Origin of the sequence: Rhizobium sp. T1470, assembly GCF_042140505.1 — a bacterium.
GTDB classification, from domain to species: Bacteria; Pseudomonadota; Alphaproteobacteria; order Rhizobiales; family Rhizobiaceae; genus Rhizobium; species Rhizobium favelukesii.
Map to the genome: position 1 here is coordinate 814202 of NZ_CP148093.1, position 15254 is coordinate 829455.

A 15254-nucleotide genomic window follows, 5' to 3' on the forward strand; every position below is an offset into this window, starting at 1 on the left:
GCCCCGCCTACGTCATCGCATGGTCATGCTGGAGGCGCGCCCATCAGGCGGCCGCTCGACGAGCTCACCTCAAAACTAAAATGCAACTGTAATGCTAAGCACGCCGCGACGTGCTTAGAACCCGGCGTTTCGGTCTCGCGGCTGGCGCTGGAGCACGGCGTCAATGCGAATCTCGTCCGGAAGTGGATGAAGAAGTCCAGAGCGGAGCGTCAATTGCCTTTGGCCTCGGCGTTCGTTCCGGTTCAGATTGCTCCGGATATGCACTCGGGTTCTGCTGGCGATCTGAAGAAGACCAAGCCATTGAGCCAGTGCCTTCCCGCATCCAAGGTGAGCGCACTCCTGCCGAACGGGGTCAGCCTGACCGTCGAGTGCGCCGGTGTGGAAGTGCTGGAAGCAATCATAGGAGCGCTGGGTCATGTTCAGACTGGGCGGTGATCTCAAGGTTTACCTGCATCGCGAACCGATCGACTTCCGCGCGGGCATCAACAGCCTGGCGGTCCTGGTCCAGGAGACGATGGCGCTGGATCCGTTTGCGCCTGCGGTTTTTGCCTTCTGCAATCGCCGGCGTGACCGAATGAAGCTGCTGTTTTTTGATCGTTCCGGTTTTGTGATGGTCCTGAAGCGGTTGACCGAGGACAGGTTCAGATGGCCCCGTTGCGAGGTGCCGGTGGTCATGCTGACGACAGAACAGCTTCACTGGATCCTCGATGGCATCGATATCGACGCAATGGTGCGCCATCCGGTGCGGCAATATCAGATTGCCGGCTGACGGATGTCGAATTGAGCAGTTGACGCGGCTGGGCGGTTCAGATTCAAGAATCTGATGACTCGCACCGGCGAACCGAGCATTGCAGAACTGATGGCGCAATTGGCAGCCAATGCTGCCGAAATCGCTGCGCTCAAAGCCGAGAAGGAAGCGCTCTCGCAGCGGGTCGTCAAGCTGGAAGAAGAGCTTGCACTGGCAAAACTCCATCGCTTTGCCCCCCGCAGTGAAAAGCACATTGATCGTCTCTTCAACGAGGCCGAAGAGGCTGCGGTCGAGGATGGCAGCGAAGCAGGCGATGTTGTCGAGCTTCCGGACACCGGCCTGCCAGCGGTAGAAGGTCAAACGGGAAAGAAGCGTGGACGCAGACCTCTGCCAGAAGACCTGCCACGCGAGCGCGTCGAATATGACCTCCCCGACGATCAGAAGTCTTGTCCCTGCTGCCAGGGTCAGATGCATCGCATGGGCGAGGCTGTTACCGAGCAGCTCCATATCGAGGTCAAGGCAAAGGTCCTACAGAATGTGCGGTTCAAGTACGCTTGCCGCCATTGCGACCGCACCGGGATCAACACACCCGTCGTGATCGCACCGATGCCGACGCAGCCCCTGCCGGGCAGCATCGCTACCGCCTCGACGTTAGCCTTCGCGCTCGTCCACAAATACGTCGACGGCACACCGCTTTACCGCGTGGCTCAGACATTCGAGCGTGCTGGTGTTCCGATCAGCCGCGGCGCTCTCGCTCACTGGGTCATCGGCTCAAGCGAGAAGCATCTGCACCGCATCTATGATGCGCTGAAACTGCGGTTGCGATCGCAGCCTCTCATTCATGGCGATGAGACGACGGTTCAAGTCCTCAAGGAAAAGGACAAGGAGGCCACCAGCACATCGTACATGTGGGCCTATCGCAGCGGCGAGGACAGTGACCAGCCAATCGTACTGCTCGATTATCAGCCCGGGCGCGGCCAGATCCACCCGCAGACCTTCCTTGGTGACTACCGCGGCATATTGGTGAGCGATGGCTACACAGCCTGGCGCACATTGCATGGCGCAACCCATGTCGGATGCATGGCTCACTCCAGGCGGCGCTTCGTCGAAGCCCTCAAGGCAAGAAAGAATGGCGGCGGCCCGCCGGAGCAAGCGCTCAGGTTCTTCGAGCAGCTCTACCGGATCGAGAGGCAGGCGCGAGAGATAAAGCCCGACGCCGGTGAAACGCAGGCCGCCTGCATTCGCCGCTTCCGGCAACAGCACAGTTTGCCTGTCCTGAACGCCCTCAAGACGTGGCTCGATAACATCGCGCCGAAGGTCGTGCCGGATACCAAGCTCGGCGATGCTGTGTCCTACACCCTGAACCAATGGGATTATCTGACGCGCTACACCAGCGACGGCAGGATGCCGATCGATAACAACATCCTGGAACGCGACATCAGGGTTTTTGCGACCGGAAGAAAATCGTGGCTGTTCAGCGACACTGCTGACGGAGCCAAGGCCAGTGCTGTGATTTACAGTCTGATGCTGACATGCCGCGCCTGTGGCGTCGACCCTCTGATCTGGCTGCGCCACGTACTCACCGAGTTGCCACAGCGCGAAGAGAATGCCGACATCGGCGACCTGCTCCCGTTCAACTTCTCCAAGACCTCCACGACCGAATAGAGCCGGATACCGCGACCGATGCTATCCGCCGTTCGGTGTGGAACAGGCGTCAATACGCATCGAAAATCGCGCTTACGCTTGAAGGAAGCAGCGGGGGGTCCCACCGGCTGCCGAACACGTTCATGATTCAAAGGTGCGGCTGCTAAACGCAGGACGGACAGCATCGGGTACGCAAGTGGGAGCGCAAGAGTATACTCAAAGGCCATCAAGAGCAGCCGGAATATCAACAATTTACTATCGATGGGCGTTTCGATCCGCAGAAATCCGAGGAATTCTTGATCAATATCAGAGTTAATGCTCTTGGCAACTCCTAAGACGTCTCCGACTGAGGATCAATGCGCGACGCCTCCTGCAACAGTATTTCCCGCAACCAAATGTTTCCGGGATCAGTGTTGTGAAGGGCGGGCCACTGGACAGCCTCAGTGAACAAGAGGGGTGGCAGCGGAGATTTGACCATGCGCAGTGGTATCGTTTGTTCGAAATACCTGACGAGACGCAATGGGATAGTTGCTATACGGTTGGTACCCGACAACAACGGCGGAATCAAAGTAAAACCTGGTACAACAAGCTCGATACGTCTCTTGAACCCGTGCCCAAGCAGCAGCCATTGCTCGACGGAGGGCTTCAGCTCACGTCCGAACTGGGCGGCAACATGCCCCATCGACATATATGTCTCGACCGAGATGTCCCCCAATAGCTGCTTATTCGTGGGGCAGCCGACGCACACGAGTTCCTCGTCGAACAACTTCGCTTTGGGATGCGCGCTCGACATGAACACGTCCGGAAGAATTAAAAAATCGACATCACCGCGCCGGAGAAGCTCGTGGGGATCATCATCGAGAGGCAGCAACTCGAAGCTGACGCCGGGAGCCTCCCGGGCTAAGCGCTCCACAACCCTCGCAAAGAACACGAGTATCATGAAATCAGAAAGAATGATCCTGAAACGGCGATCCGACTGGGCTGGGTTGATCGGATCCCAGGGAATGACGGAGAGCTGAATGTGGAGCAGGGCGTCGCGCACCGCTGGGGCGAGCGCCTCCGCACGTGGTGTTGGGACAAGTTCGCGACCCTGCATCGAAAACAGCTCGTCGCCGAAATAGGTGCGCAGTCGCGCGATAGCCGCGCTCATGGCCGGCTGACTGAGGTTGATCATGCGTGCGGCGGCCGTGAGCTTGCGCTCAGTCATCAGCGCGTCGAGCGCGACGAGGAGGTTTAGATCTAGGCCTTTGAAACGCATGTGCGGCATCCATAGCGCAGATGATCGTTATCCAAACAATCAATTTTACCAACCTTGCAGAGTCCTATTAGAGAAGCCTGAGGTTAATGAAATCAAGGTGCGGCGTGAGAAAAGTTTCAGAAGTACAGGATGGTTTCGAATTTGGATCCGTCGCCTAAGCGCTCGGCCAGCGGTCCAGCGCTACAGTTTGTGTCCCCGGTGTGACTTGCCGGGTACTCACCGCTCCGACCGTGCTTTGAAGAAACAACACACTGGAGTTCTTACATGTCCTTAAAAGTGCAGTGGAAACTATGCTGGGAAAATCAGCTGGAACGGGCAGACCACCAGGAGCTCTCAGAGTTTTTTCGAAAAACTTATGGGCCAACAGGAGCGTTCCACGCGAAACCATTCGAGGGCGGCCGCAGTTGGGCCGGCGCGAGGCCGGAACGCCGTGCAATTGCTTACGACTCGCTCGGGATAGCAAGCCATATGGGGGTGTTGCGCCGTGTTATTAAGGTTGGTGAGACTGATCTGCTTGTGGCTGAACTGGGATTATACGCGGTGCGACCCGATCTGGAAAAAATGGGCATCGCTCACTCGGTAGGTGCTTTGTCTCCAAGTCTGCGGGAGCTTGGCGTCCCATTCGCCTTTGGTACGGTTCGGCACGCCATGCGGAACCACGTTGAGAGATACTGCCAACACGGTATGGCTAGCATTTTGACCGGAGTTCGTGTGCGGTCGAGCATCCCAGAAGCGCATCCGGATCTCCCCTCCACGCGCACCGAGGACCCCCTCGTAGTAGTATTCCCGGTTGGACAACCGATGAGCGACTGGCCGCCAGGCACATTGATTGAACGAAACGGAATGGAGCTATGAAGCGCCCCGATTATATATGCGAGGTGCCGAGTAACTGCGATGACCGGACCGAAGATCGTAGTATTTACTTGACGTTTGACGACGGCCCCAATCCATGCTGGACGCCGCAAATCCTGAATGTGCTGGCTGAATACGGCGCGCCGGCGACTTTCTTCGTCATCGGTGCGTATGCGAAAAGCCAGCCGGAACTCATCCGACGGATTGTCGCGGAAGGTCACGAAGTGGCTAACCACACGATGACACACCCGGACCTGTCAACATGTGGGCCTCTCGAAGTTGAACGCGAGATAATTGAGGCAAATGAGGCCATTATCGCCGCTTGTCCTCAGGCGGCCGTCCGACACATACGAGCACCTTACGGTGTCTGGAGCGAGGAAGTGCTTACAACATCGGCGGGCGCTGGGCTGACTGCGGTACATTGGTCGGCAGACCCGCGAGATTGGTCTCGCCCTGGCGCCAATGCGATTGTCGATGTAGTGCTGGCCTCGGTTCGGCCCGGTGCAATCGTGCTGTTGCACGACGGATGTCCTCCCGACGAGTTGGGCCAATGCGCGGTTACCTCTCTGCGTGACCAAACTCTCACGGCGCTTTCCCGTATTATCCCGGCGCTGCATGAGCGTGGTTTTGCGATTCGTCCACTTCCCCGCATAACTGAACAGACGAGAACCCATGTATCTGCTTGACACAACCAGCACCGCCGCTATCTCGATCTACGCGCTGCTCTTGACGGCTTACAAGAGCATGCAAGTCCTATATGCTCGGCCTTTAAACGGTCCAGCAGTGTCGGCAGCACCGATCGAGACCGGCCCTCTGCCAGCCGTGGATGTTATCGTCCCCAGTTTCAATGAGGATCCAGGCATCCTCTCGGCGTGCCTAGCGTCCATTGCAGACCAGGATTATCTTGGAGAACTGCGAGTCTACGTTGTTGACGACGGTTCTCGGAACCGAGAGGCTATCGTGCGTGTACATGATTCCTATGCGCGCGATCCGAGGTTCAGCTTCGTTCTGCTCCCAGAGAACGTCGGAAAGCGGAAAGCACAGATCGCTGCGATAGGTCAATCCTCTGGGGATCTGGTGCTGAATGTGGACTCAGACAGCACGATCGCTTTCGACGTTGTCTCGAAGCTTGCCTCGAAGATGCGAGATCCAGAGGTCGGTGCGGCCATGGGCCAATTGACGGCTAGCAATAGAAGTGACACTTGGCTGACGCGATTAATCGACATGGAGTATTGGCTTGCCTGCAACGAAGAGCGCGCGGCACAGGCTCGTTTCGGTGCCGTTATGTGTTGCTGCGGCCCATGTGCTATGTACCGCAGGTCCGCGCTCGCTTCTTTGCTTGATCAGTACGAAACGCAACTGTTCCGCGGCAAACCAAGCGACTTCGGTGAGGATCGCCATCTGACGATCCTCATGTTGAAGGCAGGCTTTCGAACTGAATATGTTCATGACGCGATAGTGGCGACAGTCGTTCCGGATAGGCTGGGATCGTATCTGCGTCAACAACTGCGTTGGGCACGCAGCACGTTCCGCGACACATTTCTAGCACTCCCTCTACTGCGCGGCCTCGACCGCTATCTCACGTTGGACGTAGTCGGGCAGAACGTCGGGCCCCTGTTACTCGCCCTTTCCTTAGTGACGGGACTGGCGCATTTCATAATGACGGCCACAGTGCCATGGTGGACAATTTTGATGATTGCATCCATGACCATGATACGCTGTAGCGTGGTAGCATTGCATTCTCGCCAACTTAGATTTCTTGGTTTCGTTCTGCACACACCCATCAACCTCTTTCTCTTACTTCCCGTGAAAGCTTATGCGTTGTGTACATTGTCGAATAGCGACTGGCTGTCGCGCGGTTCCGCGCCAAACGTACCAGTCAGCGGGGCAAAGCAGATCCCAATACAAAGCTCACGGCTGGTGCCACCTGACTGCACTTGCAGCGGAGAGTGACACATGAGACAGGCAGTAAAAGATCAATTGTTAGATGGTGAGTTGGCCCAAGACGTTCCGCGTCGGCTTGAGCTGAATCCGTTCGTGACGGAGGGCGACACGGGTCTAAGCGTTAAGACTTCCAAACCCGGCTCCATACCAACCGTGGCAATCGATCTTGCCAGCGTAACAAAGTCATACGGTAACAAGCCCGTAGTTAACGGACTGTCGTTCACTGTTGCGGCCGGTGAGTGCTTCGGTCTGTTAGGCCCGAACGGTGCGGGCAAAAGTACGATTACGCGCATGATCCTCGGCATGACAACGCCTGGTAGTGGCGAGATCACGGTGCTTGGGGTGCCAGTGCCCGCGCGGGCTCGTTTGGCACGCATGGGTATCGGTGTAGTTCCGCAGTTCGACAACCTCGACATTGAATTCACGGTGCGTGAGAACCTGCTGGTCTTCGGGCGCTATTTCCGGATGAGCACGCGCGAGATAGAAGCGGTCATCCCATCGCTCCTTGAGTTTGCTCGCCTCGAAAGCAAGGCGGATGCTCGTGTTTCGGATCTATCTGGCGGCATGAAGCGGCGGCTGACACTTGCACGTGCACTCATCAACGACCCCCAGCTCCTGATATTGGATGAGCCGACCACTGGACTTGACCCGCACGCACGTCACTTAATTTGGGAACGGCTGCGGTCGCTGTTGGCACGCGGCAAGACGATTCTCCTGACCACACATATCATGGAAGAGGCAGAGCGGCTGTGCGACCGGCTGTGCGTGCTCGAAGGAGGGCGCAAGATCGCTGAAGGCCGACCTCACGTGCTAATAGACGAGCACATCGGTTGCCAGGTGATTGAGATATACGGTGGGAATCCCCATGAGCTAAGTGCATTGGTCAGTCCGTATGCCCGCCACATCGAGGTGAGCGGCGAGACCGTCTTCTGTTATGCGCTCGACCCGAAGCAGGTGCGAGTCCAACTGGATGGGCGCGCAGGTGTGCGCTTTCTACAGCGTCCACCTAATCTTGAGGACGTTTTTTTACGGCTAACCGGGCGGGAACTGAAGGACTGAAGGATGTGGAAGCTTTATGCGGCGGCTCTGCCCGCCAACGGGTGGAATTGGATTGCCGTGTGGCGCCGCAACTATCTCGCGTGGAAGAAGGTCGCGCTAGCGTCGATCCTTGGTAACCTCGCCGACCCATTGATTTACCTGTTCGGCCTGGGTGCGGGCTTGGGGGTGATGGTGGGGCGCGTTGACGGCGTTTCGTACATTGCATTTTTGTCGGCAGGAATGGTGGCGACAAGCGCGATGACTGCGTCGACTTTCGAAACGATCTACGCAACTTTCGCTCGCATGCGCGCTCAGCGCACGTGGGAAGCAATCCTTCACACACAGGTCACGATCGGCGATATCGTGCTCGGTGAGTTGGCGTGGGCAGCGACCAAGGCTTCTTTGGCGGGTACAGGAATTGGTATCGTCGCCGCTATGCTGGGCTACGCGGAATGGCCGTCCCTCCTTTATGCGCTGCCGGTCGTCGCCCTGACTGGCTTAGCGTTTGCGAGTCTGGCGATGATCGTCACGGCACTTGCGCCCAGCTACGAATATTTCATATTTTATCAGACGCTCGTCATAACACCGATGCTATTCCTGTCGGGCGCTGTCTTCCCGGTCGACCAGCTGCCGGGCGCTTTTCAACACGCAACAAGATTCTTGCCGCTGGCCCATTCGATCGATGTTATCCGTCCGATAATGCTCGGCAATCCGCTGGTGAATGTCGGTCTACATATAAGCGCTCTTTGCTTCTATGCAGTAGTACCGTTTTTCTTGTCGACCGCATTGCTCCGTCGGCGCCTAATGCCTTGACTCAAATTCGTCGCGACTTTACGCCGTTTCGATCATGGATATCATCGTCATTAATCGGAAGCGTCGGTCGATCGGCATGGACGGTCTAGGCGCGCTAGCGTTTGGATAACTCATCCCTCTGGATTGTTGATAGCCGCTGCGCGGGACGGCCATCCGGCGGAAACATCAATCGACGTGGATGCGCGGCTGAGCCACCCACCTCCTCGTGTCGGGGAGTTGCTACACGCGGAGACCACCAGCGAGGCGCCGCAGAAGACGGCGAACATCCCCAGTGGGCGCATGGAAAGAGATTGAAAGAGGTTCGCTTCTGTATTGCGCAATTGAAAGCGGCGTCATTTGCCTTGCATCCTGCGGTCAAGGAATTCCTCGATCGCGTGCGCCAGTTCTGTCAGTTGATGGCCAACGGTACGTATATGAAGTTCTGGGTTTTCCGGGGTTTCATAGGGCGAGGATACACCGGTGAAGTTCGCGATCTTACCTGCGAGCGCCTTCTCATAGAGGCCCTTCGGATCGCGGCGTGCGCACTCCTCGATCGGAGTGTCTACGAAGATCTCGATGAACTCGCCCTCCTCCATCATTTCCCGCGCCATTCGCCGCTCATCGCGGAACGGTGAGATGAAGGACACGAGGACGATAAGACCGGCATCGGCCATGAGCTTCGCCACCTCTGCCACGCGGCGGATGTTCTCGACCCGATCCTCTTCGGTAAAGCCAAGGTCCCGGTTGAGGCCGTGACGCACATTGTCGCCATCGAGCAGGTAGGTATGCTTGCCCTGGGCGTGAAGTATCCTGTCCAGCTCGTTAGCGATGGTCGATTTGCCGGAGCCCGAAAGCCCGGTGAACCAGAGAACGGCAGGAAGCTGGTTCTTCATGGCGCTGCGCGCGACCTTGTTCACCTCGAGCGCATGCCAGTGGACGTTATCCGCGCGCCGAAGCGGAAAGTCGATCAACCCCGCGCCGACCGTGGCGTTCGTCACCCGGTCGACGATGATGAAATTGCCCGTGGCCCTATTGTCCTTGTAGGCGTCGAAAGCGATCGGCGTCTGTGTCGAGATGTTGCAGACACCCACTTCGTTCATCTGCAGCGACTTCGCTGCCTCGCGGACGAAGCTGTTGATGTTGACCTGGTGCTTGAGTGCGGTGACCGTCGCACTGACGCTGTCTGTCTCCGTTCTCAAGATGTAGCTTCGTCCCGGCATCATCGGGCTCGCATCGAACCAGATCACATGCGCCTGAAATTGGTCGGCCACGAAGGGCCGGGCGCCAGGCGCTACGAGCATATTGCCGCGGGAGGCGTCCACCTCGTCGGAAAGGACCAGTGTTACCGCCTCGCCCTCCCCTGCCGTCGCAAGCTCCCCGTCATAGGTCACGATCGCCTTGACCGAAGTGCGCTGCCCGGTTTTCGCGACGACGACCGGATCGCCCACGGAAATCCTGCCGCAAGAGATCTGACCCGCATAGCCGCGGAAGTCCGAGTTCGGCCGCATGACCATCTGAACTGGGAAACGGAAAGGCTTGGCCCGGTCCATCGGCTCAAGCTCTACCGTTTCAAGATATTCGAGCAGCGCGGCGCCTCTGTACCAGGGCGTATTGGGGGAAGCCGAGATGACGTTGTCGCCGTCTCTCGCTGAGATCGGTATCGGCCGGATGCTGGCAAAACCGAGCTCTTTTGCAAAAGCCATGTAGTCGGCGACGATCTCGTCGTAACCCTTTTGTCGAAAATCTACGAGATCGATCTTATTGACGGCTAGCACGACATGGCGGATTCCGAGAAGCGAGGCGATATAGGAATGCCGTCGGGTCTGCTGAAGGATGCCCTGCCGGCTGTCGATGAGGATGATGGCGAGATCTGCCGTAGAGGCGCCGGTCACCATGTTGCGCGTATATTCCTCGTGGCCGGGCGTGTCGGCGACGATGAACTTGCGCTTGGACGTCGCGAAATAACGGTAGGCGACGTCGATGGTGATCCCTTGCTCGCGCTCGGCCTCGAGCCCGTCGAGAAGCAGAGCGAGATCGATTTCCTCGCCGTTGGCAGCACCGGGAGAACCGACGCGCCCGAGGTTTGCAAGTTGGTCCTCGAAAATCAGCTTCGCATCATAGAGCAGTCGACCGATCAGGGTCGACTTGCCGTCGTCGACCGACCCGCATGTGATGAACCTCAGGATCGACTTGTTGTTGTGGTCGGCCAAATGCGCTTCAATGTCATGTGGCGGTATGGATTGAACAAATGACATCAGAAGTAGCCCTCCCGCTTCTTTTTCTCCATTGCCCCGACTTCATCCGAGTCGATCAGGCGGCTCTGCCGTTCAGACGTGCGCACCGTCAGCATTTCCCGCAATATGTCGGGAACCGTGGCAGCCTCGGACTCCATCGCCCCAGTCAGCGGATAGCAGCCAAGGGTACGGAAACGGACCTCGTGCTCGAGAACCTCCTCTTCGGGCTGGATCGGCATTCGCTCATCGTCGACCATGATCAGCATCCCGTCGCGCCGAACGACTGACCGCCGAGCCGCGAAATAAAGCGGTACGATCGGAATGTCCTCGCGCAGGATGTATTGCCAGATGTCGAACTCGGTCCAGTTTGAGAGCGGGAAGACGCGCATGGTTTCGCCCTGCCCCACCCGCGTGTTGTAGGTCTTCCACATCTCCGGGCGCTGACGCTTCGGATCCCAGCCGTGCTGGGCACTGCGGATGGAAAAGATACGCTCCTTGGCCCGTGATTTCTCCTCGTCCCGCCGCGCGCCCGCCAGCGCCGCGTCGAAACTGTATTTCTCCAGCGCCTGCCGCAGCCCCATCGTCTTCATGATGTGGGTGTGAACATTGGAGCCGTGCGTGAAGGGGCCGATGCCCTGATCGATCCCGTCCTGATTGACATGGACGAGCAGGTCGAAGCCCAGCTCCCGCGCCATTCGATCGCGGAACTCAATCATCTCCCGGAACTTCCATTTCGTATCGACGTGCAGGAACGGAAACGGCGGCTTGCCGGGGTAGAACGCCTTCATTGTCAGATGCAGCAATACGGAGGAGTCCTTGCCGATCGAATAAAGTGCTACCGGGTTGGAGAATGTTGCAACGACTTCTCGAATTACGTGAATCGATTCGGCTTCAAGCCGCCGAAGATGAATAAGAGACATTTATGCCTTGTCTATGCTCAGGTACTCGTTCGAGTTGCACCTGCACCGACGAACTCGGGCAGGCTGCAATGGTTGATTAGCCGGAACTTTTTTGCGGCCCGGCTATCCGGTCGTTCAATGGAATCACGTCTCCTTCTTACCTACCTGAATGCCCGTTGCGTTATGGTCTCGGCCGACGGTTGCCGGGCAGGCGCTCGGTGGCTCCTGCCTCGCTCAAGGCAGCTGCCCCCTGCGCATGCAGCACGCGGGCGATCGCCCCACGGATGGCTCCCGATGCGCCAGCGACGAGCGCCTTCCGACCGTTCAATTCGAACATGTCTTATCCTCTTGTGAATTCAATTACCTCAGGTTCATAGTATCTTCCTCGCCGCAGCCGCCGGCCGCGATGTCGCGGCTGATGCGCGGGGTAGGTCAGACAACACCTTGCCAGCTCCGCTTTCGTCGAAAATACAGGCTCTCGAGAGGCGAACCATTCCACCGCTGATGCCGGTAAACGCTGGCAATGCCTCAACGACGTCTCGCGTAGATCCGTTGCGCCACCGGAAAAGCTGGCTCACATGAACGCAGGCCGATCACGCGATCTCTGAAACGCTAGGCCCAACCTCAACCGCTGCCAGACCCGCCGCTCCTTCTCCTGACGAGACCGGCGCCCAACGCCGCTCGCCGCACGCAATCACCTTAATCTGATACAAACAGGGCTTCTCATACCCATTCAAGAGGTGAACCTACAGGATCAACTCACATGACTTTTACGGCTGCCTGAATGCCAGAACAGCGTTCACGCCGCCCATGGCGAAGGCGTTACTCATCGCGACCCGCACCTTACGCTCACGCGGTACGTTGGGCGTGACGTCCAGATCGCACTCGGGATCTGGCTCAAGATAGTTGGCGGTCGGTGGCACGACGCCTTCTTGTATCGCCATCACGCAAGCGATCATTTCAAGCGCACTCGCTGCGCCGAGGCAATGCGCGTGGGTGGACTTGGTGGAAGAGACAGACATCGAATAGGCATGGTCTCCGAAGACGCGCTTGATGGCTGCGGTTTCGATTTGATCGTTAGCCTTGGTGCCGGTGCCGTGCGCGTTGAGGTAGTCCACGTCTTCGGCGTTCAGTCCCGCATCGGCAAGGCAAGCGCGCATCGCCGACTCCGGCCCATGGACAGCCGGTGCGGTGATGTGGAAGGCATCGGCGGAAAGGCCAACACCGGCGACCTCGGCAAGTATCGTTGCACCGCGGGCAGCGGCATGTTCATAGCTTTCCAGCACGGCCATGCCCGCACCCTCGCCGAGTACCACGCCCTTCCTGTCGGCGGAGAAGGGTCGGCAAGTGTCCGGAGCGAGTACGCGCATAGTTTCCCATGCCTTCAGCATGATCCAGACAAGTGGGGCATCGCTGCCTCCGGCAAGCATGACGTCGGCCCGACCGCACTTGATCTGGTCTACCGCCGAAGCGATCGCATGGTTGGCCGAGGCACATGCGGAGGTAACGCCGAAGACTGGGCCCCGCAGGCCGAGGCTCATACCGACCTGGCAGGCGGCGGCACTCGGCATCGCCTTTACAACAGTGAAGAGCTCAGTGCGCGTCGCTCCGCCTAGAAGTAGGGTGCGGTAGGCTTTTTCGGTCGCGTCCCATCCCCCAGAGCCAACGCCCACTGTGGCGCCGAAACGAAGGGCATTTCCTTCATTGCAGGAAAGTCCGGCCTGACGCATGGCTTCGTGCGCTGCAAGCACGGCAAGCACACTAAAACGATCCATTGAGACGAGCTGCTTGCGGTCGATGTCGTGCTCAGGGAGCGTCCTGATCTCAGCCCCGACTATGCCCTTCAGCCCGTGAAGCTCTGAATTGAGAAGCGGACCAATGGCGGAGCGGCCTTCGCGCATCCGTTTCCAGATGGAGGTGGCGTCGGTGCCCAGTCCGCACAGGCCCCCCATTCCGGTGATGACAACTCTCCTATCCATTCAAGCCTCCTTAGTGCGCAAGCCGCGGATGGCTTCCACCATGTCGCCGACGTTCTGCAGATTCGACCAGGCCTCGGCCGTGTTCATCTCGATCCTGATACCGTAGGCCTTTTCCAAGTCCCAGAGGATGTCTGCCAAACCAAGCGAATCGACACCTATCGAGGTCAATTCCGTGGCAGCCGTTAATTCGCCGACAATCGATGCAGTCCCTCCATCGCCGCTCTCTAATTCGACGCGGCTCTTGATGATGGCAATGATTTCCGTTGCGAGTTGATCTACCATTCTGTTCCCTTTAGCTCGTGTTTCGACGTGTCTGCTGCTTAATTCCTGAGGCGCGTCGCATCGCGAAAAATTGCCGTCAGGCTTGCGCGACCGTCCAAGCCCAATGCTCATAGGAGCCGGGCGAAATCCGGCTGGTCTGCGCCGAAGGTCCGATGACGAAGAACATCATTGGCCTCAATCGTGTGGAGCTTGTGCTATGTATTAGTGCGATTGGTAAAATCGATTGTTTGGATGTAGGCCATCTGTGCAATGGATAGCTGAAGAGCACATTGCACATTACCCATTCTCGTAGATCTAACGAGTAAGCCTAATCTCACGGATATGTGATGCATCCAAAGAAGCACCACCGAAACATCTTGCCGTGAACCATACCAATTGACACTTTCGTCACTTTGCCAGGCAGCGCTGTGTTCGCGCTCCACCGCATGACGTCCTCAGCTGTCGAAGATTCGGCTATTCAGCTCGCTACTCATATTAACCGCGTGGATGCACGTCATAAAAACAATCAATTTTACCCATCTGGCCAAACGCGATTAGAAAGCTTGCTTTAATCCGTCCTGATTTAGATGAGGAAAAGAGGCGGAGGCGCCGGCGCAACGGGGCCAAACACAACCAAACGAGAAGGTCTAGCTCTGACGAGGTCAGGATCAAGGCGGGCATACGATGACCAGCACTTGGGGAGCAGCGCCGGCCTCCCCAGACTGGACGAGCCTATGGATAGCCAGGATTCTTTGCTGGAACGACCGCTGTTAAATGGAGACACGCTGAATGACCCAATCCACACTGTCGCCTGAACCATTTGCAATCCTTGCGATGCCAAGGACCGGTACCCACTACTTGGAAGAATGTTTAAACGAGCATCCGAATGTGCTGAGCAACGGTGAATTGCTCAACACATACGACACGAACTGGCCTGATCAAGAACGCCTGCTACTCAGCGACCGCGAGCTCCTTGAACGTGCCTTCATGCGCTATCCCCTACGAAGCGACAAGAAGGTGATGCATGTGGGCTGCAAGATCAACGAACCTCAGTTTCAAGAGCGTCCAGGTTTTTTTGCCGAGCTGGCCGCTTGGCCAGGCCTTAAGATCATCCTTGTGATTCGCAGAAACACATTGGAATCACTGAGATCGTTTGTGCAGGCAAGGCAAACCCGCCAGTGGCTTAAGTTCGATTCGGACAATGCCGCGCCACCGCCACCAGTGACGTTATCATTCGCCACATGCGAAGCTTACTTCAAAGCTGCCGACGATTTCCACGCTCGCGTGGTGAACGCCGTTGATTCAAGCAAGATACATTTAATCGAGTATGAGAGTCTTCTTCGCGATCCCCACGCTTGCATGGCAACGATCTTAGATTTCCTCGGCGCTCCCGCGATGCAGCTTTCCGATCGCGGCATTCTTCGGCGTCAAGAAATGCGCCCATTGGACCAAACGGTACGGAACTTTCATGAGTTGCGGGTTCATTTCGCACATGGACCTTACGCGAGCTATTTCGAACTTGGTAAAGAGCTGGCTCCGTTCGTCTGAACAGTTCCCGGCGTTTGTTTAAGTGGTTTTTCGCCTGCCGGTTCTGATCTTATGGCA

Annotated in this window: 14 protein-coding genes and 1 pseudogene; 9 read left to right on the forward strand and 6 right to left on the reverse strand. The window is 57.5% G+C overall.

What is annotated here, in order from left to right; all coding sequences use genetic code 11:
- Window positions 1-186: 186 nt before the first annotated feature.
- From WGT02_RS33760 to WGT02_RS33770, 3 genes are read left to right on the forward strand one after another with little or no spacing between them, the layout of a single operon-like run.
- Complete coding sequence (locus WGT02_RS33760) at window positions 187-435, forward strand: hypothetical protein (RefSeq protein ID WP_341353256.1); 249 nt, start codon at window positions 187-189, stop codon at window positions 433-435.
- Window positions 416-769: an IS66 family insertion sequence element accessory protein TnpB gene (tnpB, locus tag WGT02_RS33765; protein WP_037069548.1), complete on the forward strand. Its 354-nt coding sequence runs from the start codon at window positions 416-418 to the stop codon at window positions 767-769. The genes WGT02_RS33760 and tnpB overlap by 20 nt, the downstream gene beginning before the upstream one ends.
- Before the next feature lie 54 nt (window positions 770-823).
- A complete protein-coding gene (locus WGT02_RS33770; RefSeq protein WP_037069545.1) occupies window positions 824-2413 on the forward strand; it encodes an IS66 family transposase in 1590 nt (529 codons plus the stop codon).
- Window positions 2414-2723: 310 nt separating this feature from the next.
- On the opposite strand, the gene WGT02_RS33775 is transcribed toward WGT02_RS33770, so the two are convergent.
- Window positions 2724-3650, reverse strand: a complete 927-nt coding sequence (locus WGT02_RS33775) for a LysR family transcriptional regulator (protein WP_208246324.1) — start codon at window positions 3648-3650, stop codon at window positions 2724-2726.
- A gap of 264 nt (window positions 3651-3914) precedes the next feature.
- Between WGT02_RS33775 and WGT02_RS33780 the strand changes: the two genes are divergently transcribed.
- Genes WGT02_RS33780 through WGT02_RS33800 form a run of 5 tightly spaced genes read left to right on the forward strand, consistent with a single transcriptional unit; the run spans window position 3915 to window position 8297 of the window.
- The gene (locus WGT02_RS33780) at window positions 3915-4505 is read left to right on the forward strand and encodes a NodA family N-acyltransferase (RefSeq protein WP_208246326.1); all 591 of its coding nucleotides are present in this window, start codon (window positions 3915-3917) and stop codon (window positions 4503-4505) included.
- Complete coding sequence (gene nodB / locus WGT02_RS33785; protein ID WP_208246328.1) at window positions 4502-5188, forward strand: chitooligosaccharide deacetylase NodB; 687 nt, start codon at window positions 4502-4504, stop codon at window positions 5186-5188. The genes WGT02_RS33780 and nodB overlap by 4 nt, the downstream gene beginning before the upstream one ends.
- On the forward strand, window positions 5175-6455 hold the full coding sequence (nodC, locus tag WGT02_RS33790; protein ID WP_208246330.1) for a chitooligosaccharide synthase NodC: 1281 nt from the start codon (window positions 5175-5177) through the stop codon (window positions 6453-6455). The genes nodB and nodC overlap by 14 nt, the downstream gene beginning before the upstream one ends.
- Window positions 6456-6458: 3 nt before the next feature.
- Window positions 6459-7505 carry a nodulation factor ABC transporter ATP-binding protein NodI gene (nodI, locus tag WGT02_RS33795; protein WP_032494651.1) on the forward strand — a complete coding sequence of 349 codons (1047 nt, stop codon included), beginning with the start codon at window positions 6459-6461 and terminating at the stop codon, window positions 7503-7505.
- Window positions 7506-7508: 3 nt separating this feature from the next.
- Window positions 7509-8297 (forward strand): ABC transporter permease, encoded by a 789-nt coding sequence (locus tag WGT02_RS33800; RefSeq protein ID WP_024318764.1) that lies wholly within the window; start codon window positions 7509-7511, stop codon window positions 8295-8297.
- A 332-nt stretch (window positions 8298-8629) separates the two neighbouring features.
- On the opposite strand, the gene nodQ is transcribed toward WGT02_RS33800, so the two are convergent.
- From nodQ to WGT02_RS33825, 5 genes and pseudogenes are all read right to left on the reverse strand, one after another.
- Window positions 8630-10531: a bifunctional sulfate adenylyltransferase/adenylyl-sulfate kinase NodQ gene (nodQ, locus tag WGT02_RS33805; protein WP_024318763.1), complete on the reverse strand. Its 1902-nt coding sequence runs from the start codon at window positions 10529-10531 to the stop codon at window positions 8630-8632.
- Window positions 10531-11430, reverse strand: a complete 900-nt coding sequence (gene cysD / locus WGT02_RS33810; protein WP_024318762.1) for a sulfate adenylyltransferase subunit CysD — start codon at window positions 11428-11430, stop codon at window positions 10531-10533. The genes nodQ and cysD overlap by 1 nt, the downstream gene beginning before the upstream one ends.
- A gap of 223 nt (window positions 11431-11653) precedes the next feature.
- A pseudogene (locus WGT02_RS33815) lies at window positions 11654-11746 on the reverse strand (beta-ketoacyl-ACP reductase); the annotation flags it as partial.
- Window positions 11747-12179: 433 nt separating this feature from the next.
- Complete coding sequence (locus WGT02_RS33820; RefSeq protein WP_024318761.1) at window positions 12180-13388, reverse strand: beta-ketoacyl synthase; 1209 nt, start codon at window positions 13386-13388, stop codon at window positions 12180-12182.
- Window positions 13389-13670 (reverse strand): acyl carrier protein, encoded by a 282-nt coding sequence (locus WGT02_RS33825; RefSeq protein WP_024318760.1) that lies wholly within the window; start codon window positions 13668-13670, stop codon window positions 13389-13391. It lies immediately after the preceding gene.
- 768 nt (window positions 13671-14438) lie between these two features.
- On the opposite strand from WGT02_RS33825, the gene WGT02_RS33830 reads away from it, so the two are divergent.
- Window positions 14439-15197, forward strand: a complete 759-nt coding sequence (locus tag WGT02_RS33830; protein ID WP_208246332.1) for a sulfotransferase — start codon at window positions 14439-14441, stop codon at window positions 15195-15197.
- Window positions 15198-15254 lie beyond the last annotated feature (57 nt).

What these genes read in the sequence shown, in the direction of transcription:
- WGT02_RS33760 (WP_341353256.1), top strand. Translation starts at nt 187, where the DNA reads ATGAAGAAGTCCAGAGCGGAGCGTCAATTGCCTTTGGCCTCGGCGTTC.
- tnpB (WP_037069548.1), top strand. Translation starts at nt 416, where the DNA reads ATGTTCAGACTGGGCGGTGATCTCAAGGTTTACCTGCATCGCGAACCG.
- WGT02_RS33770 (WP_037069545.1), top strand. Translation starts at nt 824, where the DNA reads ATGACTCGCACCGGCGAACCGAGCATTGCAGAACTGATGGCGCAATTG.
- WGT02_RS33775 (WP_208246324.1), bottom strand. Translation starts at nt 3,650, where the DNA reads ATGCGTTTCAAAGGCCTAGATCTAAACCTCCTCGTCGCGCTCGACGCG.
- WGT02_RS33780 (WP_208246326.1), top strand. Translation starts at nt 3,915, where the DNA reads ATGTCCTTAAAAGTGCAGTGGAAACTATGCTGGGAAAATCAGCTGGAA.
- nodB (WP_208246328.1), top strand. Translation starts at nt 4,502, where the DNA reads ATGAAGCGCCCCGATTATATATGCGAGGTGCCGAGTAACTGCGATGAC.
- nodC (WP_208246330.1), top strand. Translation starts at nt 5,175, where the DNA reads ATGTATCTGCTTGACACAACCAGCACCGCCGCTATCTCGATCTACGCG.
- nodI (WP_032494651.1), top strand. Translation starts at nt 6,459, where the DNA reads ATGAGACAGGCAGTAAAAGATCAATTGTTAGATGGTGAGTTGGCCCAA.
- WGT02_RS33800 (WP_024318764.1), top strand. Translation starts at nt 7,509, where the DNA reads ATGTGGAAGCTTTATGCGGCGGCTCTGCCCGCCAACGGGTGGAATTGG.
- nodQ (WP_024318763.1), bottom strand. Translation starts at nt 10,531, where the DNA reads ATGTCATTTGTTCAATCCATACCGCCACATGACATTGAAGCGCATTTG.
- cysD (WP_024318762.1), bottom strand. Translation starts at nt 11,430, where the DNA reads ATGTCTCTTATTCATCTTCGGCGGCTTGAAGCCGAATCGATTCACGTA.
- WGT02_RS33820 (WP_024318761.1), bottom strand. Translation starts at nt 13,388, where the DNA reads ATGGATAGGAGAGTTGTCATCACCGGAATGGGGGGCCTGTGCGGACTG.
- WGT02_RS33825 (WP_024318760.1), bottom strand. Translation starts at nt 13,670, where the DNA reads ATGGTAGATCAACTCGCAACGGAAATCATTGCCATCATCAAGAGCCGC.
- WGT02_RS33830 (WP_208246332.1), top strand. Translation starts at nt 14,439, where the DNA reads ATGACCCAATCCACACTGTCGCCTGAACCATTTGCAATCCTTGCGATG.